A 19961-nucleotide genomic window follows, 5' to 3' on the forward strand; every position below is an offset into this window, starting at 1 on the left:
CGCGTCATCCGCTCAGGAGCGAGGGGATACGGGCGAACATCTCGGTGGTGAACGCGATCATCTCCGCGATCATCCAGTTCCCGGCGATCAACAGGGCGATCCCGACCGCCACGATCTTCGGCACGAACGACAGCGTCACCTCCTGCACCTGGGTGATGGACTGCAGCAGCGAGATCGCGAAACCCACCACGAGGGCGGTGACCAGGACCGGAGCGGCGAGCTTCGCGGCGATGATCAGCCCCTGGGTACCGATGTCGATCACGGCTTCGGGGCTCATCCGACACCTCCATAGCTCTCCAGGAGGGCACGGATGATGAGCCCCCATCCGTCGACCAGGATGAACAGCAGGATCTTGAACGGCAGCGAGATCATGACGGGCGGCAGCATCATCATGCCCATCGACATGAGAGCCGCGGCGACCACGAGGTCGATCACCAGGAACGGCACGAAGATGACGAAGCCGATGATGAACGCGGCGCGCAGTTCGGAGATCATGAACGCCGGGATGAGCGTGTACATCGGCACGCTCGTCGGATCCTCCGGGTTGGGCTGACCCGCCATCCGCGTCATGAGCGCGAGGTCCTCCTCGCGCGTGAACCGCAGCATCCACTCCTGCAGCGGCAGTTGGCCGACGTCGATGGCCTGGGCGAACGTGTACGTGCCGTCGATGTACGGCTGCACCGCGACGGTGTTGATCTCGGTCAGCACCGGCCACATGATGAACAGTGACAGGAACAGCGACAGTCCTGCCAGCACCTGGTTCGGCGGGATCGTGGGCAGGGACAGGGCGTTGCGTGTCATCGCGAGCACGACGAAGATCTTCGTGAATGACGACATCATCAACAGCAGCGCGGGCGCCACCGAGAGCAGGGTGATGCCGAGCAGCGTCAGGATCGAGCCCGAGGGGGAGCCGTCGACACCGTTGATGTCGATCGTGACGCCGTCGCCGGGATCGTCGGGGGTCACGGCTGCGTGTGCCGGGCTGCCGGTGGCCAGCGTCAGCACGAGCACCAGAGCGAAGGCGACGGCGAGGAGCAGTGCGACCCGTCGCAGCGCGACCCGTCGCAGCGCGCGGCCGTCGGCGGCCCCACCGGGCATGCTCATCGCGTGCGCCGGATGGCCTCGGCGGTCTGCCGCCAGGTTTCGGGGGAGAGGATGGAACCGCGCAGCGGATCGTTCCGGTGGCGCACGCGTCGCTGCGGCACCTGCGCCGCGACGGCGGAGGTCGTGTCCTCGGTGCGCGCGGTCGCGGCGAGGATGCGGTCGAACTCGGCCGCGTCGGAGGCCGCTTCGGACGTCGCGGCCGACCACACCGGTGTCGCGGGATCGTCGGGCAGGGCCGCGGGCTTGACGGGCAGACGGTCCACCACGTTGACGCCGTGTTCCGTGACGCCCAGCACGTAGCGGGCGTCTTCGGTCTGGACCACGACGATCTGCGCCTTCGGGCCCACTCCCTGGCGGCCCAGCACCGTGATGACCTCACCGTCGCGTCGCCGCGCGGCGGTGCGCGAGACCCGGCGCTGCAGGAACCAGAGCAGCCCGAGCACCGCTGCGAGGGAGAGCGCGACCCGCAGCGCGAGCAGGAGGTCGTCCAGGGTCAGGCCTCGACGTTCTCGAGGATGCGGGTGATCCGCACCGCATAGTCCTGGTCGACGACGACGACCTCACCGTGCGCGATGACCCGGCCGTTGAGCTTGACGTCGGCGGGTGCACCGGCGGAGCGGTCGAGTTCGACGATGCGTCCCGGCTCGAGGCCGAGCACGTCGCGCACGGCCATCCTGGTGCGGCCGATCTCGACCGTCAGCTCCATCTCGACGCCGGCGATGCGGTGCAACCGGCGGGAAGAGCTCGCGGTGCCGGCCGGCGCGCGCGTGACGATCACAGCGAGGCGCCCGATCGTCCGGTCGGTGTCGTCCTGCAGGTCGAAGAGCTGTGCGGCGGGGTCGGCGAACAGCGCGGAGGCGTCGCCGATCGTGGCGTCACCGAGGGCGCCGGCCCCCAGCGCGCTCGCTGCGGCTTCGAGGGCATCGCGCAGCCGATCGCTCAGAGGCGCACCGCCGAGGCCGTCGACCAGGGCATCGGGGTCGAACACCTGCACCGCCAGCTGCGCGCTGGCCTCGCCCACGAACGGGACGATCACGGCGTCGCCGGTGTCTCCCGACACCTGGGAGGCACGCGCGGAGGTCGCCGCGGCGGTCGGCAGCTTCGCCGCGAAAGCGGCGGCGACGGCGGACTCATAGGTGGTGGTGCTGGTCACGCGGGCTCCTCGGCGATGGCGGGATCGGGGATGGTGGTGGCGACGACGCAGGCCAGACGCGCCCCGGCGCTGCCCACGGCCGCGGTGGCGACGCTCTGATCGCCCACCGCGAGGATCATCGGTCGATCGGCGGAGTGCGGGAAGGAGACGATGTCTCCGACGGCGAGATCGAGCACCTCGCGGGGAAGCACGGCACGCGGGGCGAGCCGGAGCGCCACCTCGACGGGGGAGACCTCGACCTGACGGCGGACCAGGTCCGGCGCAGCCGAGCGATCCGCGTCCGAGGTGCGCACCGTGAATCCGGCGAGGACCGAGGCGGGCAGCATGACGCTCGCCGGGACGGCCCGACCGGCCAATCGCATCGAGAACCGCGCGACGATCACCGGTTCCCCCGAGGCCGCGACCTGCGCGAACTGGGAGCTGTACTGGATGCCGCTCACCGTGATCCCGGCGGGCAGCAACCCGTCCAGGGCACCGGTGAGGTGATCGAGGGCATCGACGATCAGGGAGCGGATCAGCGCCTGCTCGATCGGGGTGAAGGTGCGGTCTTCCGAGGCGCTGGACGAGCGGCCGCCGACCATCTGCACGATCCAGGTCGTGGCGGCGGAGGTCGGCAGCTGCACGATGAGGCGTTCGTCCGAATCGGGCAGCGCGCACACGATCATGGTGGTCGTGGTCGGGAGCGACTGCGCGTACTCGCCGTACGTCAGCATGCCGACATGCTCGACGGCGATGGTGGCGCGGACGTGGATCTTCGCCGAGAGCTGGGTCGACCACTGTCGGGAGAACGTCTCGAAGGCCAGTTCCAGGGTGCGGGTGTGCTCGCGCGAAAGGGTCGCCGAACGGCCGAAGTCGTACACCTCGACTTCGGCGGTCTTCGTCGCCGTCGCTGCGCGCGCTTCGGAGCGCACGCTGTCCTGGATCACCACGAACCCGACTATCGGGCGGCGACCTGCGTGCGTTAGGAGAGGAGGGGGTCAGGAGGACGGCTGCGCCGCCTGCGCTTCGGGAAGGAGGGCACGCACCTCCTCGTTCGCATCGGACAGGACGACGATGTCGACCCGTCGGTTCTGGGCCAGAGCCTCGCTGCTGTTGCCGGCGGCGATCGGCCGCGTATCACCGAACCCGACCGACTTCAGGTGGCTCGGCGGCAGCCCCGACGACTCGACCAGGTGCCGCAGCACCTGGGTGGATCGTCCGGCCGACAGTTCCCAGTTGGTGGGGTAGGGAGCGACGGAACCGCGCACGTCGGCATGACCCTCGACGGAGATCTCGTTCGGTGCGGTGACCAGCACCGAGCCGAGCGCGTCGAGGACCAGCACGGCGGTGGGGCTGAGTGCGGTGCTGTTCGTGGTGAAGAAGGTTTCCGCACTGACGAGACCGATCGTGAGCCCGCGCTCGTCGATCGTGAAGGTGACGTCGGCCTCGAGACCGTTGTCCGCGAGCACCCGCCGCAGCTTCTCCCGGAGAGCGGAGAGTTCGCTGAATTCGGTCTGTGCGGCGGCCAGGTCGACATCGGCGAAGTCGTCGCCGTCTTCGTCGACCAGTTCCGGAGGGACCACGACACCCGTGACCGCATCCACGTCGTCCGACGGCTCCTGACCGAAGCCGGTCGCGAGGGAAGCGCTGAGGGCCTCGAACTTCTCCTGGTCGACGGTCGACATCGCGAACAGCACGATGAACATGCACATGAGCACGGTGACCATGTCGAGGTACGAGGCCATCCAGCGCTCGTCCGGTCCGCTGTGCTCCTCCTGCGGCACCCGACGGCGGGCGCGCACGCTCATGGGGCGGGCTCCGTCTCCTCCGCGGCGCGAGTGCGGGTGCGCGACCGGGCGGATCGCGCCGAGGGGCGTTCGGCGACGAGTGCACGCAGGCGTTCTCCGACGAACTGCGGCGGGGCGCCGGCCTGGATCGCGAGCATCCCCTCCATGAGCACGGTCATGCGTTCCAGCTCGAGTTCGCCGAGGCGCTGGAGCCGTCCGCCGATGGGGAGCCAGATGAAGTTCGCGGACAGCAGCCCCCACAGCGTCGCGACGAACGCGGCGGCGATCATCGGGCCGAGCGTGTCCGGCTTGTCGAGCTTCTCGAGCACGTGGGTCAGCGAGACGACGGTGCCGATGATGCCGACGGTCGGCGCGAAGCCGCCGAGGGTCATGTAGAAGCGCGAGGCGGTGCGGTTGCGGGCGGCGGTCGAGGTGAGTTCGTCTTCCAGCAGGGTTCGCAGGTCTTCGGCATCCGTGCCATCGGCGATGCTCTGCAGCGCCTGGCGGAGGAACGGGTCCTTCTCCTCGTCCAGACCCTGCTCGAGGGCGAGCAGACCTTCCGCGCGCGCCTTCTCGGCGTATCCGACGACCGTGTCGATCGTGCTCGCGGCGGTGCGGCGTTCCCCGCGGAACGCCCGGGGGAGGGACTTGAGTGCGTGCAAGGCGTCGCGCAGGGTGCCGCTCGCGAGGCCGACCGCGATGGTCGCGCCGAACACCAGCACCATCGGGGCCGGCAGCAGCAGGGAGCCGACGGTCGCGCCTTCGATGTTGATCATGGCGACCAGTGCGCCGAAGGCGAGGACCAGGCCGAGGATGAGGGACGGATCCATCAGAGGTCCGCCTCGGCGTCGGCGGCGATCGCGGGATTCTTCTCGTCCGCGGCGATCAGGGTCGCCGCGGTCGCGAGCACTCCAGCGCGGAACCGGGTGATCTGAGCGATCACGTCGTCCATCGTCTCGGTGACGACGAAGGTCGCGCCGTCGACCATGATGAGCGTCGTGTCCGGCGTGGCCTGGACACGTTCGATCAGGTCGGGATTCACCGCGAACCGCGAACGGTTCAGGCGCGTGAGGACGATCATGGGCTCCATCCTGGAAAGATCCGTCCGCGTTCCGGGGAACACGGACCCGACGGCCCGTCCTGGGCTGTCGGGGGTGACTGTCGGACGGAGGGCGCCGGTCGTTAGCCGGGAGGACCCGTGACGTCTGCCGGTGTGCGTGCTCAGACGGCGCGAAGGGCGTCGGCCGCGGCCGCCATCACGTTCGCATCGAGCGCGAAGTACGCCCACTTCCCCCGCTGTTCACGAGTGACGAGGCCGGCCTCCGTCAGGAGTTTCATGTGATGGGAGACCGTTCCCTGGGAGAGGCCCACGGGTTCGGTGAGGTCGCAGATGCAGGCTTCGCCGTCGGGTCCGGCGGCGATGAGGGACAGTAGTCGGACCCGCGTGGGATCGCCCAGTGCCTTGAAGACCCGCGCGATGCGCTCCGCGTCCTCGACGCTCACCGAAGGGGTGAGCGGGGGGACGCAGCACTGGGATGCTTCGATCGTCGTCGGCAGGGTCACGAGTCCATTGTGTCACGTATTGACAATCATCGATAGATGCGCGATCGTCGTCGTATTGAAGATTTTCGATCTGAGGAGAGTGTGATGTCCGAGCTTCCCGTCGTCGTCATCGGAGCGGGCCCGCAGGGGCTCGCCGCCGCGGCGCATCTCGTCGAACGCGAGCAGGACGTGATCGTGGTCGAGCGCGGGCGCGGTCCTGCCGCCGCCGTCTCCGAATGGGGACACGTCCGCCTGTTCTCGGCGTGGCCGGAGCTCACGGATGCCGCCGCCCGTCGACTGCTCGAGTCGACCGGGTGGACCGCGCCCGTCGCGGGGTATCCCACCGGCGCGGAGTGGGTCAGCGCCTACCTCGCGCCTCTCGCAGAGGTCCTCGATGAACGGATCCGCTCCGAGACGACCGTCACCGGAGTCGCTCGGCAGGGCCGCGACAAGGTCGTGGACGGAGGGCGGCGGAGTCAGCCGTTCGTGGTGCACACCGTCGACGCCGACGGCCGGGAATCCCGCCTTCTCGCTCGTGCCGTCATCGACGCGAGCGGCACCTGGGCGCTTCCCAATCCGGCAGGCGCCGACGGCTTCCCCGCGATCGGGGAGTCCGCGTCGAGCCGACTGATCTCGTATCGCATCCCGGCGGATGTCTCGGAGCTCGCAGGCGCGCATGTGGTCGTGGTGGGATCAGGGCACTCCGCCACGCACACCGTCCTCCGGTTGAGTGAGATGGCGCGACGGAACCCGGGCACGCGGGTGACGTGGGCGCTGCGCCGGGGGAGCACCGCGAACATCTTCGGAGGGGGCGCCGGAGACGATCTGCCGGAGCGGGCCGTGCTGGGCTCTCGTGCGCGCACGGTGATCGATGACGGAGCCGTGGATCTCGTCACCGGATTCCGTGTCGCCGAGTTCCGCCAGGATGGGTCCGGTCTGACGATCCTCGCTGAGGACGGGCGTGAGATCACCGGGGTCGGACGCGTGTTCGCGCTCACCGGGTTCCGGCCCGATACGGAGATCCTCCGAGAAGTGCGGGTCGATCTCGATCCGGCGCTCGAGGCCGTCGCCGGCATCGCATCCGAGATCGACCCGAACATCCACTCCTGCGGGTCCGTGGGGGCGACCGGCGCGAGAGAGCTCACGCACCCGGAACCCGGGCTCTTCATCGTCGGGGCGAAGTCCTACGGCCGGGCGCCGACCTTCCTCGCGATGACCGGATACGAGCAGGTGCGCAGCGTCGTCGCCCATCTCGCGGGCGATCAGGAGGCGGCGGCTCGCAACGAACTGGTCCTCCCGGCCACCGGAGTGTGCGGGGGATCCGGTGATTTCGATGCTGCTGCGGGTGGGTGCTGTGCCGCTCCCTCCGTGCTGCAGATCGGCGCGTCACCACTCAGCCGATCACGTCACGTCGCTGCAGCGCCCAGGCGCTCCCCGCGATGAACGCGAGGCTCAGCGCCCACAGGGCGACTGCCCCGCTCGGGCTGAGCCCCCCGGCGAGCGGAGGCTGGTGGAAGGCCCAGGAGTAGGGCGAGATCGTGCGCAGCCATTCGACCGCCTCGACCTGGTTGGCGATGGCGTTGAAGGCGTAGCCGGCGAGCGCGATGCCCGCACCCGCTGCCACCGCCCAGGAGCGGCGACCGACCAGTGCGCCGACGAACAGCGCGGTGCTCCCCGCCAGCGCGGTGAGCCCGACGAAGACGACCGTGGCATCGACGATGTGGATCGGCGTGATGTCGAGTGCGGCGGAGTCGTTGAGCAGCGCGACGACCGCCCCGGCGAAGACGCCCAACCAGGCGAGCCTGACCAGGATCGCGGCGGCGGACTCCAGTGCATACCTCACACGCCCGACCCCGTGGGCGAGATCGAGCTCGAGTCGGCCGGACTCCTCCGCACCGGCGATGGCGCCTGCGCCCCAGGATGTGGCGGCGATGGTCAACAGCAGGAAGCCGATGAGCCCGTAGAACGTGCCCTGCGCGTATCCCGCACCGGTACCGATCTGGTCGTAGCCGAGTGCTCCGACCAGCTCGGGCGGGAGGCTGTCGATGATCTGCTGCATCTGGCCGTTGCCGCCGATGCTGGGGAAGAGCGGCAGGTACATGAACAGCACGGCGGCGACGCCGATGGTCCAGCCCAGGGTCCCGCGCCAGTCCTCGCGGAGGGAGCGCCGGAAGACGGGGAGTGCATCACGCATCGCGACCACCTTCCTCCGACTGCGAGGGTTCGCCGTAGAGCCTCAGCACGGACTCCTCCAGGTCTGGTTCCTCGATCGCCAGGTCGATGACGCGGTGATGGGCGAGCACCTTCACCAGCGGATCGATGTCGCCTTCGACGGTGGCGCTCACCCGCACGGTCTCGGCCGCGCCGCGCACCTCGAGATCCGTGACCTGCGGCAGCGCGCCGAGCTGCTCGCGGATCGTCGACTCGTCCGTCGCGAGGAGGCCGGCCCGCACTCGACGGACGGCCCCCAGTCGCAACGACGCCACGTCGCCTTCCGCGACGACCTTCCCCTGACTGAGGACGGCGACGACGTCGGCCGTCTGTTGGATCTCGCTGAGGACGTGTGAGCTCAGCAGCACGGTCTGGCCCCGATCCCTCGCGTCGGTGATGAGGTGGAGGAACTCGCGCTGCACGAGGGGATCGAGTCCGCTGGTCGGCTCGTCCAGCACCAGCAGCGGCGGCTCATGCATGAAGGCCTGGACGACACCGAGCTTCTGCTTGTTCCCCTTCGAGAGTGCGTGCACCGGGCGGCTCAGATCGAGGTCGAGTCGGTCCGCGAGCTCGCCGATCATGCCGGGCCTCACGGGTCCGGACACCTCGGCGTAGAAGTCCAGCATGCGTCGTCCGGTCGCTCGGCCGTCGAGTCGGAGTTCACCCGGGATGAACCCGATGCGCCGTCGAAGGGCAGGGCCTCCCCGGCGCGGGTCTTCTCCCAGGACCCGGATGGTCCCCTCGGTGGGGCGGATGATGTCGAGGATCATGCGCAGCGTCGTGGTCTTGCCTGCGCCGTTGGGGCCGATCAGGCCGAACACGGTGCCGGGCTCGATGCTCAGATCCAGGGAGTCGACGGCCGTGTGCCGGCCGTATCGCTTGCGGAGGCGGGTCAGTTCGATGGCAGGGGTCATTTCCCTGCTCCTTTCGGATGGGTGGAGAGGAATCGGGTTCGGTCTGCGCGTCAGCGCGGCGGATCCGGATCCTGATTCGGGTCGTTCTCTCCTTTGTCGGACCGAGGGCCGCTGCGTCTGGACAGCGCTTCCTTGGCGGCGACGAGCAGCCGATCGTCGGCGTAGAGGCCGTGCGTGTACAGCTCCAGGACGGGGATGGTCGAGCGTTCCAGCAGGGAGGTCGTCAGCGTGGTCTCGCCGAAGGCGCGGGCGAGTTGGCGTCGCAGGATGACGGGGCCGAGGCCGTAGAGGGTCATGTACACGGCGGTCGCTTCGAGGTCGGATTGTGGGCGCATCGTCCCCTCGGCGATCTGCTCGCGCAGCATCTCCCTGGTGCTGGAGAGGAACGTGTCGAAGAGCCGGTCGGACGCGCCGGAGTCGTCGACGAGCATCCGAGCGAGGTAGTCCAGACCGGCGTTGCGCTCCTCCAGCGAGTCCAGGGCCTGGCGCATCAGCCGGGAGGCGTCAGCGCCGGTCATGCCGTCGCGCTCGGCGACGAACTCGTTCACGACGTGGGCGTCGCACACTTCCCTCAGCCCCTCTTTGCTGCCGAAGTGGTGGAGGATGAGCGCCGGGCTCACGCCGGCATCCTGTGCGATCTGTCGCACGCTCGTGCTCGCGAAACCCTGCTGACCGAACCGCGATATCGCGGCGTCGCGAATGCGCGCCCGTGTCGTGAGGTCCTCGGATGCTGAACGCATAGTCAGGATGCTAAACGGTTGTTCAGTCACGCGCAAGAGGTGATTGCATGCCAGTGATGTTAGTGACTAACATGACTGGCATGGCCCGCACCTCCGCCAGCGCCGAACGCCTGCGGGCGTCCGCCCTGCGATTGTTCTCCGAGCACGGCTTCGACGACGTCACGGTCGAGCAGATCGCTCGCGACGTCGGGGTGTCACACATGACCTTCTTCCGGCACTTCCCGACGAAGGAGGACGCGATCCTCGACGATCCCTATGATCCGTTCATCGCGGAGGCGGTGGCGGCACAACCCGCCGACCTGCCCTCCGTGGAGCGGGTGCGAAGGGGCCTGCTGCGCGCGTGGGATTCCGTGCCGGCGGCAACCCCGGAGGAGACGCGCACCCGAGTGACGATCATCGCGGGTCACCCGCGGCTACGTGCCAGGGCCTGGCAGAACACGCAGCAGACGGAATCCCTCATCGTCGAGGCCCTGACCGCTCAGGGGACGCCGAGGCGCGAGGCGGTCGTCGCCGCGGGCGCCTGTCTGGGGGCGGTGATGGCGGCGCTTCTGGAGTGGGGGTCGGAAGCGTCCGATGCACCCCTCGGCCCGACGATCGTCGATGCGCTCGGCCTGCTCGCCACCGGGGCGAAGCCGTGACCGCGACGAGAGCGCTGCCGGTGATGATCGCCGCCCGGCAGGTGCACAAGCGGTACGGAGACGAGGTCGCGCTGCGCGGGGTGAGCCTCGACGTGCACGGCGGCAGCATCCACGCGCTCGTCGGCTTGAACGGGGCGGGAAAGACCACGCTCATGCGCTCGATGCTGGACATGATCCGCCTCGATGCCGGACGGGTGAGTATCCGGTGCGAGGGCGACCTGGTCCCGGTGGAGAGGCTGCCGCGACCGGAATGGCGTCATGTCGGCCACATGATCGAGACGCCCTTCACCTACGCCGAACTCACGGTCACGGAGACGATCGTCGCTGCGGCCCGACTGCACGGGGTGTCGCGTGCGGATGCTCCGACGGCCGCGCAGGCCATGATCGATCAGCTCGAACTCGGTCAGTGGGCGCATCGGAGAACGCACTCCCTGTCGCTCGGGAACAGGCAGCGCCTGGGGCTGGCCGGGGCGCTGGCACATCGACCCCGGCTGCTGATCCTCGATGAGCCGGCCAACGGTCTCGACCCCGCAGGGGTGCACGTCGTTCGCAGGATGCTGCAGCAGGCCGCGGCGAGCGGTGCCGCGATCCTGATCTCGAGCCATCACCTCGACGAGATGGCCCGCATCGCCGACACCATCAGCGTGATGCACCGCGGGTCGCTCATCGGAACCCTCCCGTCACAGGGAATAGACATCGAACGGCAGTTCTTCGACATGGTCTCCGTCCAGGACGGCGTCGACGGGGGAGGAGCAGGATGAGGGCTGCGCTCGCCGTGGAATGGATCAAGTTCCGCAGGGCGACGACGGTGCGGGTCGCGACCGTCCTCATCACGCTCCTCGTTCCCGCGATGAGTGCGGGTTTCCTCGTCGTGGTGCGTTCCGACTCGGACGGCGCGCTCGCGATCAAGGCTGCGGCACTCCTCACCGATGTGGGGTGGACGGGCATCACCGGTTTCTCGGCGCAGATCATGTCGGTGGGCGCCCTGCTCGCGGTCGGCGTCGTCGTCGCCTGGGTGTTCGGACGGGAGTTCACCGACCGCACGTTCGGGGCGTTCTTCGCCGCCCCGACATCTCTCGGCGCCCTCGCCGCCGCCAAGATGCTCATCACGATGGTGTGGGGCGTCCTCGTATCGGGTGTCGCCGCGACACTCACCCTCGCGGCCGGCGCGCTGATCGGACTCGGTATCCCCGACGCGGATGCCGCGGCCGCGGCGGGGCGGATCGCCGTCGTCGGAGCGCTCACCGTCGTGCTCACGCTGCCGCTGGCACTGGTCGCCAGCGCTGCCCGGGGCTATCTCCCCGCGATCTCCGCGCTGCTCGCCGTGGTCGTGATCACTCAGGTCGTTGTTGCCCTGGGCGCCGGGGCGTGGTTCCCGTATGCCGCTCCCGGCATGTGGTCCGGGTTGGGCGGGGCGAGTCTCGCCGAAGCGGTCACACCGCTCCAATTGCTCCTCGCGCTGCCGATCGGAGCAGCCTCGGCCGCCGCGACCTGGTGGTGGTGGCAGACGGCCGAGGCGCGGTGACGCCGCGGCGTCCGAGGCTCAGGACTCAGCGTCCGCAGCGTCGAGTCGGCGGTACCGGCGGTTGCGGATGCCGAGGAGCACCGAGGCGGCGAGGGCCGCGACCACGGATGCCGTGAGGATGGCGACCTTGGCGTGGTCGTGGTGCTCGCTGCCGGCGGCGAAGCTCAGCTCCGCGACCAGGAGGGAGACCGTGAACCCGATCCCGGCGAGAAGGCCGACACCGACGATGTCCATCCACCTCAAGGACGGGTCGAGGTTGATGCGCCGGATCCTGGTGATGATCCAGGTGGCCGCCGTGATGCCGAGGGGCTTTCCGACCACGAGGGCCACGACGATCCCGACGACGACGGGGTCCGTGAAGGCCGAGACGAAGCCCTCGCCTCCACCGATCGCGACGCCGGCGGAGAAGAACGCGAACACCGGTACCGCGAACCCTGCGGACAACGGACGGAAGCGGTGCTCGAACACCTCGGCGAGACCAGGACCCGAGTCGGGTCCTCGGTCGGCCTTCTTGTGGAGTACCGGGATGGTGAAGCCGAGCAGCACGCCCGCGATCGTCGCGTGGACGCCGGACGCGTGGACCAGTGCCCAGGCGACCAGGCCGATCGGCAGGAGGATGAGCCAGGCCGCAGTGGGGCGCAGGTGGAAGAAGTCGCGATACCGCTGGGCGATCACGCCGTAGACCGCGATCACGACGAGGGCGAGCACGAGGGGGAGGACCTCGATCGTCTCGGTGTAGAACAGCGCGATGATGCCGATCGCGATCAGGTCGTCGACCACCGCGAGGGTGAGCAGGAAGATCCGCAGCGCGCTCGGCAGGTGGGATCCGATGATGGCGAGCACGGCGACGGCGAACGCGATGTCTGTCGCCGTCGGGATCGCCCACCCGTGTGCGGCTTCCGGCGAGCCTGCCACCACGGCGAGGTAGATCACCGCGGGCACGATCACGCCGCCCACTGCAGCGACGATCGGAACCACAGCGGTGCTGAACCTGCGCAGATCGCCCGCCACGAACTCCCGCTTGAGCTCGAGACCGACGAGGAAGAAGAAGATCGCGAGCAGGCCGTCCGCAGCCCAGGCGCCGAGACTCAGACGCAGATGCCAGGGCTCGTATCCGATCTCGAAGTCGCGCAGCGCGAAGTACGACTCCGCCCAGGGCGAGTTCGCCCAGAGCAGCGCGATCGCGGCGAGCGACACGAGGAGGATGCCGCCGACGGTCTCCTTGCGCAGGATCTCGCCGATGCGGCGGGACTCGTCGCGGGAGGAGGAGGGGAAGACGGCGCGGACTTTGGCGAGTCGCGGGGAGGGCTTGACCATGCGGGAGCTTTCGGGTCGATGAGCGTGTGTTCGTCGACCAGGCTTCCCGACACTCCGCCTCCCAGCTTACCCGAACGGCGGACGCCGGCGTGCGCACCCAGGAGCCTTCCCGGGGCGCGCAGCCCCGTGTCGCCACCCGTTTCCGCGTCCGACCGCTGCTGTACTGTGAATGGTCGGTGCGCCGGGAGTCGGCTCGGCGACCCGACAAGGAGCCCGTGGTGACCACCAGTCAGCCGAACGTCCGGACCGCGCGATTGTGGGCGCCGATCCGCTGGATCGCCGACTTCCCCCGTCGTTCGCCGGCCCGTGCGTCGATCGCGGTGTTCGTGCTCGCGGCGGTGCTCTTCACCGCGCTGTTGCGCCTGCCGTTCGCCGCGGCGGACGGTGTCGCCGCGCCGTGGGAGGATGCGACGTTCACCGCGTCGTCCGCCGTGACCGTGACGGGGCTGACCTCCGTCGACACCGGGACGTCCTGGTCGCTGTTCGGGCACATCGTGATCCTGCTCGCCATCCAGACCGGCGGGCTCGGCATCGTGACCGTCGCGCTGCTGCTCACCCAGGCCGTCACGCGCAGGCTGGGGCTCGGCGGACGCGTCTTCGCCCAGCAGGTGATGGGGGCGACGCCCCTGGGCGACGTCAAGCGGCTCCTCAAGATCGTCGTGCTGACCACGTTCATCATCGAGGGTGCGCTCTGCGCGCTGTTGCTGCCGGCGTTCATCGTCGAGGACGGCTGGGTGCGAGGCCCGTGGCACGCCCTGTTCTACAGCATCTCGGCCTTCAACAACGCCGGGTTCGTCCTCGATCCCGGCGGTCTCGCGGTCTACAGCCACAACGTCTGGATCATGGGGGTGCTCATGGTCGGCGTGATCGCGGGCAGCCTGGGATTCCCGGTGTACCTCGCCGTCATCGCTCATCTCTGGGGGCGCGGACGGTGGTCGCTGCACACCAAGCTGACCGTCACGACAACCCTCGTGCTGTTCCTGGTCGGCGCGGTCAGCTGGGGGGCGAGCGAGTGGAACAACGCCGCGACCATCGGCACCCTGAATCCGCTCGATCGGATCCTCCATGCGCTGTTCGCGTCGACGATGATGCGCTCCGGGGGCTTCGCGATCGTGGATACGGAGCAGTCCACCTCGACGACCCTCCTTCTCACGGACGCGCTCATGTTCGTCGGCGGCGGTTCGATCTCGACCGCCGGGGGTATCAAGGTCACCACGCTCGCCGTGCTGTTCCTCGCCATCGTCGCCGAGGCCCGAGGCACCAGGGACATCGCGATCTTCGAAAGACGACTCCCCGAGAGCGTTCTCCGTGTCGCGATCTCCGTCACCTTCCTCGGGGCGTCCCTCGTCCTCGCGGGGACGGTGCTCCTCACCCTCACGAACAAGGCGCCGCTCGACCACATCCTGTTCGAGGTCATCTCCGCGTTCGCGACCTGCGGGCTCTCGGTCGGACTGTCCGCCGACCTCGACCCCTTCGGCAAGTTCGTCCTGTCCGCACTCATGCTCGCGGGACGAGTGGGCCCCATCGGTCTCGCCGCCGCCCTCGCCGTGCGACAGCGCACCGAGCACTTCACCTATCCCACCGACCGTCCGATCCTCGGGTAGTCGCCGACACGCCTGAGCGCGATGAGGCGTCCGATGCATCCGGCCTAGACTTCCGTGCAAGCCCGCAGATCGGGCCGGAGAGCCGGGAAGCCTGGTCGGCACCACTCTTCGACGACCGGAAGACCTGATGCACACCACGATCGCGTACAGGGGCGACATCGCAGACGCCCATCCCTCGCCGTCCGCCGCGCCCGAGGTGACCGATGCGCGCTGTCTCGTGTGGTCGATCGACCTGACCGGCGTCGAACGCCGTCGCGAGGCGGGACGCCTGCTGCGTGCGGGGGCGGCCGAGGCGCTCGCGGCCAGCGGCGCGTACGGAGACCTGAGGCACCTCGTCCTCACCTATCACGGTCCCGACGCGAGGCGCCGATCACTGCGCTTCACCGCTCGGGGTATCGCGCGGCGGCTGCACAGCGAGCTCGAACGAACGCGGGGGCGCTACGTCGACGTCGTCGTCATCGACCTGTCAGGGGTCGATCGTCGCGGGCTGCTCGCGCAGCGCGTCGACGAGCTCGCGAGCACCGGCCGAGGCATCGTCGGGTACGCCGCCATCCCCTTGGAGGACCTGCGCGGCGAGAGCATCCGCGACACCTGCACGCGCGACGTCATCTAGCGGAGCGCGGCAGGCTCTCGGCCGCCGAGAACTGCGCGAGCTGGGCGAGGAATTCGTCCGCCATCCCCACCTGGTTCGCGAGGCGTTCGCGCCGGGCTGTCGCTTCCTGGCGAAGCGCGCTGAGCCGTTCCTGGAGATCTTCGCTGTCCGGCTCGTCGGCGAGGGCGTCGACCACGTCCAGGACCGCCCGCATCTCATCCAGCGTGTAGCCGAGCGGCTTCATCCGTCGGACGATCATGAGGCGGCCGACGTCTTTCGGGGTGTAGAGCCGGAAGCCGCCGTCCGTGCGGCCGGTCGGGGTCACCAGCCCGACATCCTCGTAGTGACGGAGGGTGCGGAAGGACAACGACGTCTGGTCGGCGACCTCGCCGATGCGCATCGTCTCTTCGTGCTCCACAGATCGGCGTCCTTTCCCTGACTCGACAGCAAACCTCACGTTACGTTAGAGTCTGCGTGCGCGCATTTCTGCGCATCCCCCATTCTTCCGTGCCGAGCTCCGTGGCGCATGCGCACGGTCCGTGCGCGCCGTCCGCTCCTTCGCAAGCCCCTCCAGGAGAGCACATGACTGCTGTCGTCCCCGCCCCGGAACGCCCGTCTCGCTACCGCATCGAACCCACCGTCATGCAGGCGCTGCGGAACCCGCGTCTGCTCACCCGTGAGGTCCTCGCCGGGCTCGTCGTGGCCCTCGCGCTGATCCCCGAGGCGATCGCCTTCTCGATCATCGCCGGGGTCGACCCCCGGGTCGGCCTCTTCTCCTCGTTCGTGATGGCCGTCGCGATCTCGTTCCTCGGCGGACGCCCCGCGATGATCACGGCGGCCACGGGGGCCGTCGCCCTGGTGATCGCGCCGGTCGCGCGGGAGTACGGGATGGACTACTTCATCGCCACCGTGCTCCTCGGCGGAGTCATCCAGATCGGCCTCGCCCTGCTCGGCGTCGCCAAGCTCATGCGATTCATCCCCCGCTCCGTGATGGTGGGCTTCGTGAACGCGCTGGCGATCCTGATCTTCACCGCGCAGCTGCCCCAGCTCTGGGACGTGCCGTGGCTGGTGTATCCCCTCGTCGCCGTGGGCCTCGCCATCCTGTTCCTCATGCCGCGCATCACCAAGGTCGTGCCGGCCCCGCTGGTCACGATCGTGCTGCTCACGGGCGCCGTCGTCGTGTTCGGGTGGACCGTGCCGAACGTGGGGGATCAGGGCGAGCTTCCCCAGAGCCTGCCCGAGCTGTTCATCCCGAACGTCCCCTTCACCCTCGAAACGCTCGGGATCATCGGCCCGTTCGCTCTCGCGATGGCGGCCGTCGGCCTGCTCGAGACGCTCATGACCGCCAAGCTGGTCGACGACATCACGGACACCCACTCGCGCAAGACCCGTGAAGCCTGGGGGCTGGGCGTCGCGAACGTGCTCTCCGGAGCCTTCGGCGGGATGGGCGGATGCGCCATGATCGGCCAGACCATGATCAACGTGAAGGCGTCCGGTGCGCGCACGCGCATCTCGACGTTCCTCGCCGGTGTCTTCCTGCTCATCCTCGTGCTCGCACTCGGCGACGTGGTGGCGGTGATCCCGATGGCGGCCCTCGTCGCCGTGATGATCCTCGTCTCGATCTCGACCTTCGACTGGCACAGCATCCGCCCGTCGACGCTGCGCCGCATGCCGAAGAGCGAGACCGCGGTCATGGTGATCACCGTCGCCGCGACCGTCTGGACCCACAACCTCGCGATCGGTGTCGTCCTCGGAGTGCTCACGGCGATGATCATGTTCGCCCGGCGGGTTGCGCACTTCGTCACGGTGACCCGCACCGTCGCCCCGTCGGAGTCGGGGGACATCGCGCACTACGAGGTCGTCGGGGAGCTGTTCTTCGCCTCGAGCAACGACCTCACGACCCAGTTCGAGTACGCGGACGACCCCGAGCACGTGGTCATCGACATGACGCGCTCACACATCTGGGACGCCTCGACGGTGGCTGCGCTCGACGCGGTGGCCACGAAGTACGAGCGTCTCGGGAAGACGGCCACCATCCAGGGGCTCAACGACACCGCAGCAGCGTTCCGTCGCCGTCTGAGCGGGAACCTCGGCGCCGGGCACTGAGCAGGGGCGTCCCCTATCCGGCCTTCCGCCCCTCAGCGCCGACGAGCCCGGGGCAGGTCGATCGGACCCGTCACCGACAGCTCGTTCTCCCAGACCTCGATCCCGCGCACCCCGGGCAGTCGCGCCTGGGTGAAGACGGGATCCAGTCCCTCTCGTCGTTGCTGCGTGTAGTCCTTCAGGAGCTTGAAGGCGACGCCGGAGAGCAGAGCGATCGCGATGAGGTTCACGATCGCCATGAAGCCCATCGCGCCGTCGGCGAAGTTCCAGACGACGTCGGCCGAGACGAGCGCACCGGCGAACACCGCGGCGATCGCGAAGAGACGGTAGCCGAGCAGCACACCGCGGTTCGAGGTGATGAACTCGATGTTGGTCTGTCCGTAGTAGTAGTTGCCGAGGATCGAACTGAACGCGAGCAGAAAGATGATCACGATCAGCAGGATGTTCGACCAGCTCCCGAGGGCGCCGACGATCGCCCCCTGCGTCAAGTCGATGCCGCGCTCCGCGTTCGCGAGGTCGGGGACCGAGACGAGGATGATGAACGCGGTGATCGAGCACACGAGGAACGTGTCGAAGTAGACGCCGAGCGTCTGCACGAGGCCCTGCTTGACGGGGTGCGTCACGGCGGCGCTCGCGCCGGCGTTCGGCGCGGAGCCGAGGCCGGCCTCGTTGGAGAACATCCCGCGCTTGACGCCGGTGAGGATGATGTAGCCGAGGGCTGCTCCGACGATCTCGTTCGGCCCGAAGGCCTGGGTGAAGATCAGGGAGAAGACCTCGGGGAGCCGCTCGATGTGCATCGCCACGATCACCAGTCCGAGCAGCAGGTACAGCAGCGCCATGACCGGCACGAGCGTCTGGGTGACCGACGCGATCCGGCGCACGCCACCGAAGATGACCAGACCCATCAGCAGCGCGAGTGCCGCGCCGATGACGACGGGCAGCCAGGCGGCGGATTCGTCGCCGAAGCTCCCCGAGATGGTCGCCTTGATGGTGTTCGCCTGCAAGGAGCTGAAGGCGATGGGGAAGCAGATGATGAGGATGACGGCGAACAGCACGCCCATCCATCGGGCACCGAGTCCGCGCTGCATGTAGTACGCGGGTCCGCCCAGGAATCCGTCCTTGTCACGCGTCTTGTACAGCTGTGCCAGGGACGACTCGATGAATGCGGATGCACCACCGATGAAGGCCATCAGCCACATCCAGAAGATCGCCCCGGGACCACCGATCGCGATTGCGGTTCCCACTCCGGCGATGTTGCCGACTCCCACTCGGGAAGCCGCGGAGATGGTGAAGGCCTGGAACGCGGAGACCGATTGCGGCTCACCGGTGTCGGTGCGTGGCGTCCGATCCCTCAGGGTGCGGAACATCTCCGGGATCAACCGGAACTGCACGACGCCGGAGCGCACCGTGAAGTACAGGCCGAGGAGGACCACGATCGGCAGGACGAGCCACGTCCACAGGTTGTCGCCCCAGGTCAGCAGCCACTCATTCACAGCATCCATCCGCACAGTATGGCAGGGCGGCGACCCGCGATGTCACGGGCCGCCGCGGTTGCCCGCCGCTCAGCGCTTGAGGTTGGTGAGCTCCTGCAGCACCTCATCGCTGGTGGTGATGATGCGGGCGTTCGCCTGGAATCCGCGCTGAGCGACGATCAGGTTGGTGAATTCCTGCGACAGGTCGACGTTCGACATCTCGAGTGCACCGCTGATGATGCCGCCCAGGCCCTCGGTTCCGGCCTCTCCCAGCGTCGGCTCCCCGGAGTTGCCACTGGGGCGGAACTGCGAGGATCCGGCCTTCTCGAGTCCGCCCGGGTTGACGAAGCCGGCCAGCGCGACACGAGCGAGCACCTCGGTGTCTCCGTTGCTGAAGGTACCGACGAGGCTGCCGTCGTTCAGGAGCGCGTACGAGCTCAGCGTGCCGGCCGGCTTGCCGTTCTGCTCCTTGATCGCGACATCGCTGACGTCCGCGAAGCCGGTGACCGCCGAGAGGTCGACCGTGACGCCCCCGGAGACGATGGAGGACGCGGCCGTCTGCGCGCCGTCGGTGAATGCGAGGGCGGTGGTCGCACCGCCGGGCTCGGTGACGTCCCAGCCCGTGGCGGTGCGGGTGAAGGTGAGACGCAGCGACGTGGCCGTACCCTCGGCGTCATAGGTCTTGATGTCGCGCACCAACTGCTCGCCGACGGCGGCACCGGAGGGCAGGTTGCCGGTGACGCGGGCGGTGGTGGTGGCGGTGGCGGGGCTCAGGGCTCCGACGGGGAGCCGGATGTCGCCGATGCCCTGGCCGGGGACGATCGCGCCGTTCTGAGCCGTCCATCCCTGCACGAGCGCGCCGTCGGCAGAGACCAGCTTGCCGCTCGCGTCGAACGAGAACCCGCCGTTGCGGGTGTACAGCGTCTCGCCCCCGGAACGCACGACGAAGAAACCATCGCCCGCGATCATGAGGTTGGTCGGCACTCCGGTGGGCTGTGGGGCGCCGGAGGCGAAGTTCGTGCTGATTCCCGCGACCTGCACGCCGAGGCCGACCTGCGCGGGGTTCTGACCGCCGGAGGCCTGCTGCGGCATCATCGAGTTGCGGACGAGCTGCGAGAGCGAATCCTGGAACTGCACGGCCGAAGCCTTGAACCCGGTCGTGTTGACGTTGGCGATGTTGTTGCCCGTGACGTCGAGCATGGTCTGGTGCGAGCGCAGACCCGAGATTCCGGCGAAGAGGGAGCGGAGCATGATGATGCCTTTCTGGGATGTGCGGGGCT

23 protein-coding genes are annotated in these 19961 nt (G+C 68.8%); 7 read left to right on the forward strand and 16 right to left on the reverse strand.

Annotated features, from left to right (window positions below; all coding sequences use genetic code 11):
• Window positions 1–4 precede the first annotated feature (4 nt).
• The 9 genes from fliQ to FGL91_RS09180 form a co-directional block, all read right to left on the reverse strand.
• A complete protein-coding gene (fliQ, locus tag FGL91_RS09140; RefSeq protein WP_047524786.1) occupies window positions 5–277 on the reverse strand; it encodes a flagellar biosynthesis protein FliQ in 273 nt (90 codons plus the stop codon).
• Window positions 274–1104 carry a flagellar type III secretion system pore protein FliP gene (gene fliP / locus FGL91_RS09145; protein WP_153243649.1) on the reverse strand — a complete coding sequence of 277 codons (831 nt, stop codon included), beginning with the start codon at window positions 1102–1104 and terminating at the stop codon, window positions 274–276. The genes fliQ and fliP overlap by 4 nt, the downstream gene beginning before the upstream one ends.
• On the reverse strand, window positions 1101–1601 hold the full coding sequence (fliO, locus tag FGL91_RS09150; protein WP_322619408.1) for a flagellar biosynthetic protein FliO: 501 nt from the start codon (window positions 1599–1601) through the stop codon (window positions 1101–1103). Before fliO ends, fliP begins: the two co-directional genes overlap by 4 nt.
• Window positions 1598–2257 (reverse strand): flagellar motor switch protein FliN, encoded by a 660-nt coding sequence (gene fliN, locus FGL91_RS09155; protein ID WP_047524792.1) that lies wholly within the window; start codon window positions 2255–2257, stop codon window positions 1598–1600. Before fliN ends, fliO begins: the two co-directional genes overlap by 4 nt.
• A complete protein-coding gene (locus FGL91_RS09160; RefSeq protein ID WP_153243651.1) occupies window positions 2254–3186 on the reverse strand; it encodes a flagellar motor switch protein FliM in 933 nt (310 codons plus the stop codon). The genes fliN and FGL91_RS09160 overlap by 4 nt, the downstream gene beginning before the upstream one ends.
• Before the next feature lie 48 nt (window positions 3187–3234).
• Entirely contained in the window at window positions 3235–4044 is an 810-nt protein-coding gene (locus FGL91_RS09165; protein ID WP_047524795.1) for an OmpA/MotB family protein, read from the reverse strand.
• A complete protein-coding gene (locus FGL91_RS09170; protein WP_131491838.1) occupies window positions 4041–4853 on the reverse strand; it encodes a motility protein A in 813 nt (270 codons plus the stop codon). Before FGL91_RS09170 ends, FGL91_RS09165 begins: the two co-directional genes overlap by 4 nt.
• Window positions 4853–5104 (reverse strand): flagellar FlbD family protein, encoded by a 252-nt coding sequence (locus FGL91_RS09175; protein WP_131491839.1) that lies wholly within the window; start codon window positions 5102–5104, stop codon window positions 4853–4855. The genes FGL91_RS09170 and FGL91_RS09175 overlap by 1 nt, the downstream gene beginning before the upstream one ends.
• 140 nt (window positions 5105–5244) lie before the next feature.
• Entirely contained in the window at window positions 5245–5586 is a 342-nt protein-coding gene (locus tag FGL91_RS09180) for an ArsR/SmtB family transcription factor (protein ID WP_153243652.1), read from the reverse strand.
• Between the two features lie 84 nt (window positions 5587–5670).
• On the opposite strand from FGL91_RS09180, the gene FGL91_RS09185 reads away from it, so the two are divergent.
• Entirely contained in the window at window positions 5671–7008 is a 1338-nt protein-coding gene (locus tag FGL91_RS09185) for an FAD-dependent oxidoreductase (RefSeq protein ID WP_153243653.1), read from the forward strand.
• Here the strand turns inward: FGL91_RS09185 and FGL91_RS09190 are convergent.
• Genes FGL91_RS09190 through FGL91_RS09200 form a run of 3 tightly spaced genes read right to left on the reverse strand, consistent with a single transcriptional unit; the run spans window position 6959 to window position 9430 of the window.
• The gene (locus FGL91_RS09190) at window positions 6959–7759 is read right to left on the reverse strand and encodes an ABC transporter permease subunit (protein WP_153243654.1); all 801 of its coding nucleotides are present in this window, start codon (window positions 7757–7759) and stop codon (window positions 6959–6961) included. The genes FGL91_RS09185 and FGL91_RS09190 overlap by 50 nt on opposite strands.
• Window positions 7752–8690 carry an ABC transporter ATP-binding protein gene (locus FGL91_RS09195; RefSeq protein ID WP_047524801.1) on the reverse strand — a complete coding sequence of 313 codons (939 nt, stop codon included), beginning with the start codon at window positions 8688–8690 and terminating at the stop codon, window positions 7752–7754. The genes FGL91_RS09190 and FGL91_RS09195 overlap by 8 nt, the downstream gene beginning before the upstream one ends.
• A gap of 50 nt (window positions 8691–8740) precedes the next feature.
• Complete coding sequence (locus tag FGL91_RS09200; protein ID WP_134353126.1) at window positions 8741–9430, reverse strand: TetR family transcriptional regulator; 690 nt, start codon at window positions 9428–9430, stop codon at window positions 8741–8743.
• An 80-nt stretch (window positions 9431–9510) separates the two neighbouring features.
• Between FGL91_RS09200 and FGL91_RS09205 the strand changes: the two genes are divergently transcribed.
• The 3 genes from FGL91_RS09205 to FGL91_RS09215 are packed head-to-tail and all read left to right on the forward strand — an operon-like array spanning window position 9511 to window position 11593.
• Window positions 9511–10068, forward strand: a complete 558-nt coding sequence (locus FGL91_RS09205; RefSeq protein ID WP_165875414.1) for a TetR family transcriptional regulator — start codon at window positions 9511–9513, stop codon at window positions 10066–10068.
• Window positions 10065–10829 carry an ABC transporter ATP-binding protein gene (locus FGL91_RS09210; RefSeq protein WP_227992023.1) on the forward strand — a complete coding sequence of 255 codons (765 nt, stop codon included), beginning with the start codon at window positions 10065–10067 and terminating at the stop codon, window positions 10827–10829. Before FGL91_RS09205 ends, FGL91_RS09210 begins: the two co-directional genes overlap by 4 nt.
• Complete coding sequence (locus tag FGL91_RS09215) at window positions 10826–11593, forward strand: ABC transporter permease (RefSeq protein WP_131491845.1); 768 nt, start codon at window positions 10826–10828, stop codon at window positions 11591–11593. The genes FGL91_RS09210 and FGL91_RS09215 overlap by 4 nt, the downstream gene beginning before the upstream one ends.
• An 18-nt stretch (window positions 11594–11611) precedes the next feature.
• Here FGL91_RS09215 and nhaA read toward each other — a convergent pair whose 3' ends face one another.
• Entirely contained in the window at window positions 11612–12910 is a 1299-nt protein-coding gene (gene nhaA, locus FGL91_RS09220; protein WP_131491846.1) for a Na+/H+ antiporter NhaA, read from the reverse strand.
• Between the two features lie 218 nt (window positions 12911–13128).
• On the opposite strand from nhaA, the gene FGL91_RS09225 reads away from it, so the two are divergent.
• A complete protein-coding gene (locus FGL91_RS09225; protein WP_227992026.1) occupies window positions 13129–14514 on the forward strand; it encodes a TrkH family potassium uptake protein in 1386 nt (461 codons plus the stop codon).
• Window positions 14515–14641: 127 nt separating this feature from the next.
• Window positions 14642–15127, forward strand: coding sequence for a hypothetical protein (locus FGL91_RS09230; protein ID WP_153243656.1), 486 nt, complete (start codon window positions 14642–14644; stop codon window positions 15125–15127).
• Here FGL91_RS09230 and FGL91_RS09235 read toward each other — a convergent pair.
• Entirely contained in the window at window positions 15120–15524 is a 405-nt protein-coding gene (locus FGL91_RS09235; RefSeq protein ID WP_416202660.1) for a MerR family transcriptional regulator, read from the reverse strand. The two genes, FGL91_RS09230 and FGL91_RS09235, sit on opposite strands and share 8 nt — an antisense overlap.
• A gap of 164 nt (window positions 15525–15688) precedes the next feature.
• Between FGL91_RS09235 and FGL91_RS09240 the strand changes: the two genes are divergently transcribed.
• On the forward strand, window positions 15689–17212 hold the full coding sequence (locus FGL91_RS09240; RefSeq protein WP_153243657.1) for a SulP family inorganic anion transporter: 1524 nt from the start codon (window positions 15689–15691) through the stop codon (window positions 17210–17212).
• Window positions 17213–17244: 32 nt separating this feature from the next.
• On the opposite strand, the gene FGL91_RS09245 is transcribed toward FGL91_RS09240, so the two are convergent.
• Together FGL91_RS09245 and FGL91_RS09250 are read right to left on the reverse strand one after the other, a co-directional pair.
• Complete coding sequence (locus FGL91_RS09245) at window positions 17245–18711, reverse strand: alanine/glycine:cation symporter family protein (RefSeq protein WP_153243658.1); 1467 nt, start codon at window positions 18709–18711, stop codon at window positions 17245–17247.
• A 60-nt stretch (window positions 18712–18771) separates the two neighbouring features.
• Window positions 18772–19932: a flagellar hook protein FlgE gene (locus tag FGL91_RS09250; protein WP_153243659.1), complete on the reverse strand. Its 1161-nt coding sequence runs from the start codon at window positions 19930–19932 to the stop codon at window positions 18772–18774.
• Window positions 19933–19961 lie beyond the last annotated feature (29 nt).

Origin of the sequence: Microbacterium sp. CBA3102 (assembly GCF_007954505.1) — a bacterium.
GTDB lineage: Bacteria > Actinomycetota > Actinomycetes > Actinomycetales > Microbacteriaceae > Microbacterium > Microbacterium aurugineum.

Excerpts from the sequence above, each read along its gene's own strand:
- fliQ (WP_047524786.1), bottom strand. The coding sequence starts at position 277 with ATGAGCCCCGAAGCCGTGATCGACATCGGTACCCAGGGGCTGATCATC.
- fliP (WP_153243649.1), bottom strand. The coding sequence starts at position 1,104 with ATGAGCATGCCCGGTGGGGCCGCCGACGGCCGCGCGCTGCGACGGGTC.
- FGL91_RS09165 (WP_047524795.1), bottom strand. The coding sequence starts at position 4,044 with ATGAGCGTGCGCGCCCGCCGTCGGGTGCCGCAGGAGGAGCACAGCGGA.
- FGL91_RS09170 (WP_131491838.1), bottom strand. The coding sequence starts at position 4,853 with ATGGATCCGTCCCTCATCCTCGGCCTGGTCCTCGCCTTCGGCGCACTG.
- FGL91_RS09175 (WP_131491839.1), bottom strand. The coding sequence starts at position 5,104 with ATGATCGTCCTCACGCGCCTGAACCGTTCGCGGTTCGCGGTGAATCCC.
- FGL91_RS09185 (WP_153243653.1), top strand. The coding sequence starts at position 5,671 with ATGTCCGAGCTTCCCGTCGTCGTCATCGGAGCGGGCCCGCAGGGGCTC.
- FGL91_RS09190 (WP_153243654.1), bottom strand. The coding sequence starts at position 7,759 with ATGCGTGATGCACTCCCCGTCTTCCGGCGCTCCCTCCGCGAGGACTGG.
- FGL91_RS09195 (WP_047524801.1), bottom strand. The coding sequence starts at position 8,690 with ATGACCCCTGCCATCGAACTGACCCGCCTCCGCAAGCGATACGGCCGG.
- FGL91_RS09200 (WP_134353126.1), bottom strand. The coding sequence starts at position 9,430 with ATGCGTTCAGCATCCGAGGACCTCACGACACGGGCGCGCATTCGCGAC.
- FGL91_RS09205 (WP_165875414.1), top strand. The coding sequence starts at position 9,511 with ATGGCCCGCACCTCCGCCAGCGCCGAACGCCTGCGGGCGTCCGCCCTG.
- FGL91_RS09215 (WP_131491845.1), top strand. The coding sequence starts at position 10,826 with ATGAGGGCTGCGCTCGCCGTGGAATGGATCAAGTTCCGCAGGGCGACG.
- nhaA (WP_131491846.1), bottom strand. The coding sequence starts at position 12,910 with ATGGTCAAGCCCTCCCCGCGACTCGCCAAAGTCCGCGCCGTCTTCCCC.
- FGL91_RS09230 (WP_153243656.1), top strand. The coding sequence starts at position 14,642 with ATGCACACCACGATCGCGTACAGGGGCGACATCGCAGACGCCCATCCC.
- FGL91_RS09240 (WP_153243657.1), top strand. The coding sequence starts at position 15,689 with ATGACTGCTGTCGTCCCCGCCCCGGAACGCCCGTCTCGCTACCGCATC.
- FGL91_RS09245 (WP_153243658.1), bottom strand. The coding sequence starts at position 18,711 with ATGGATGCTGTGAATGAGTGGCTGCTGACCTGGGGCGACAACCTGTGG.
- FGL91_RS09250 (WP_153243659.1), bottom strand. The coding sequence starts at position 19,932 with ATGCTCCGCTCCCTCTTCGCCGGAATCTCGGGTCTGCGCTCGCACCAG.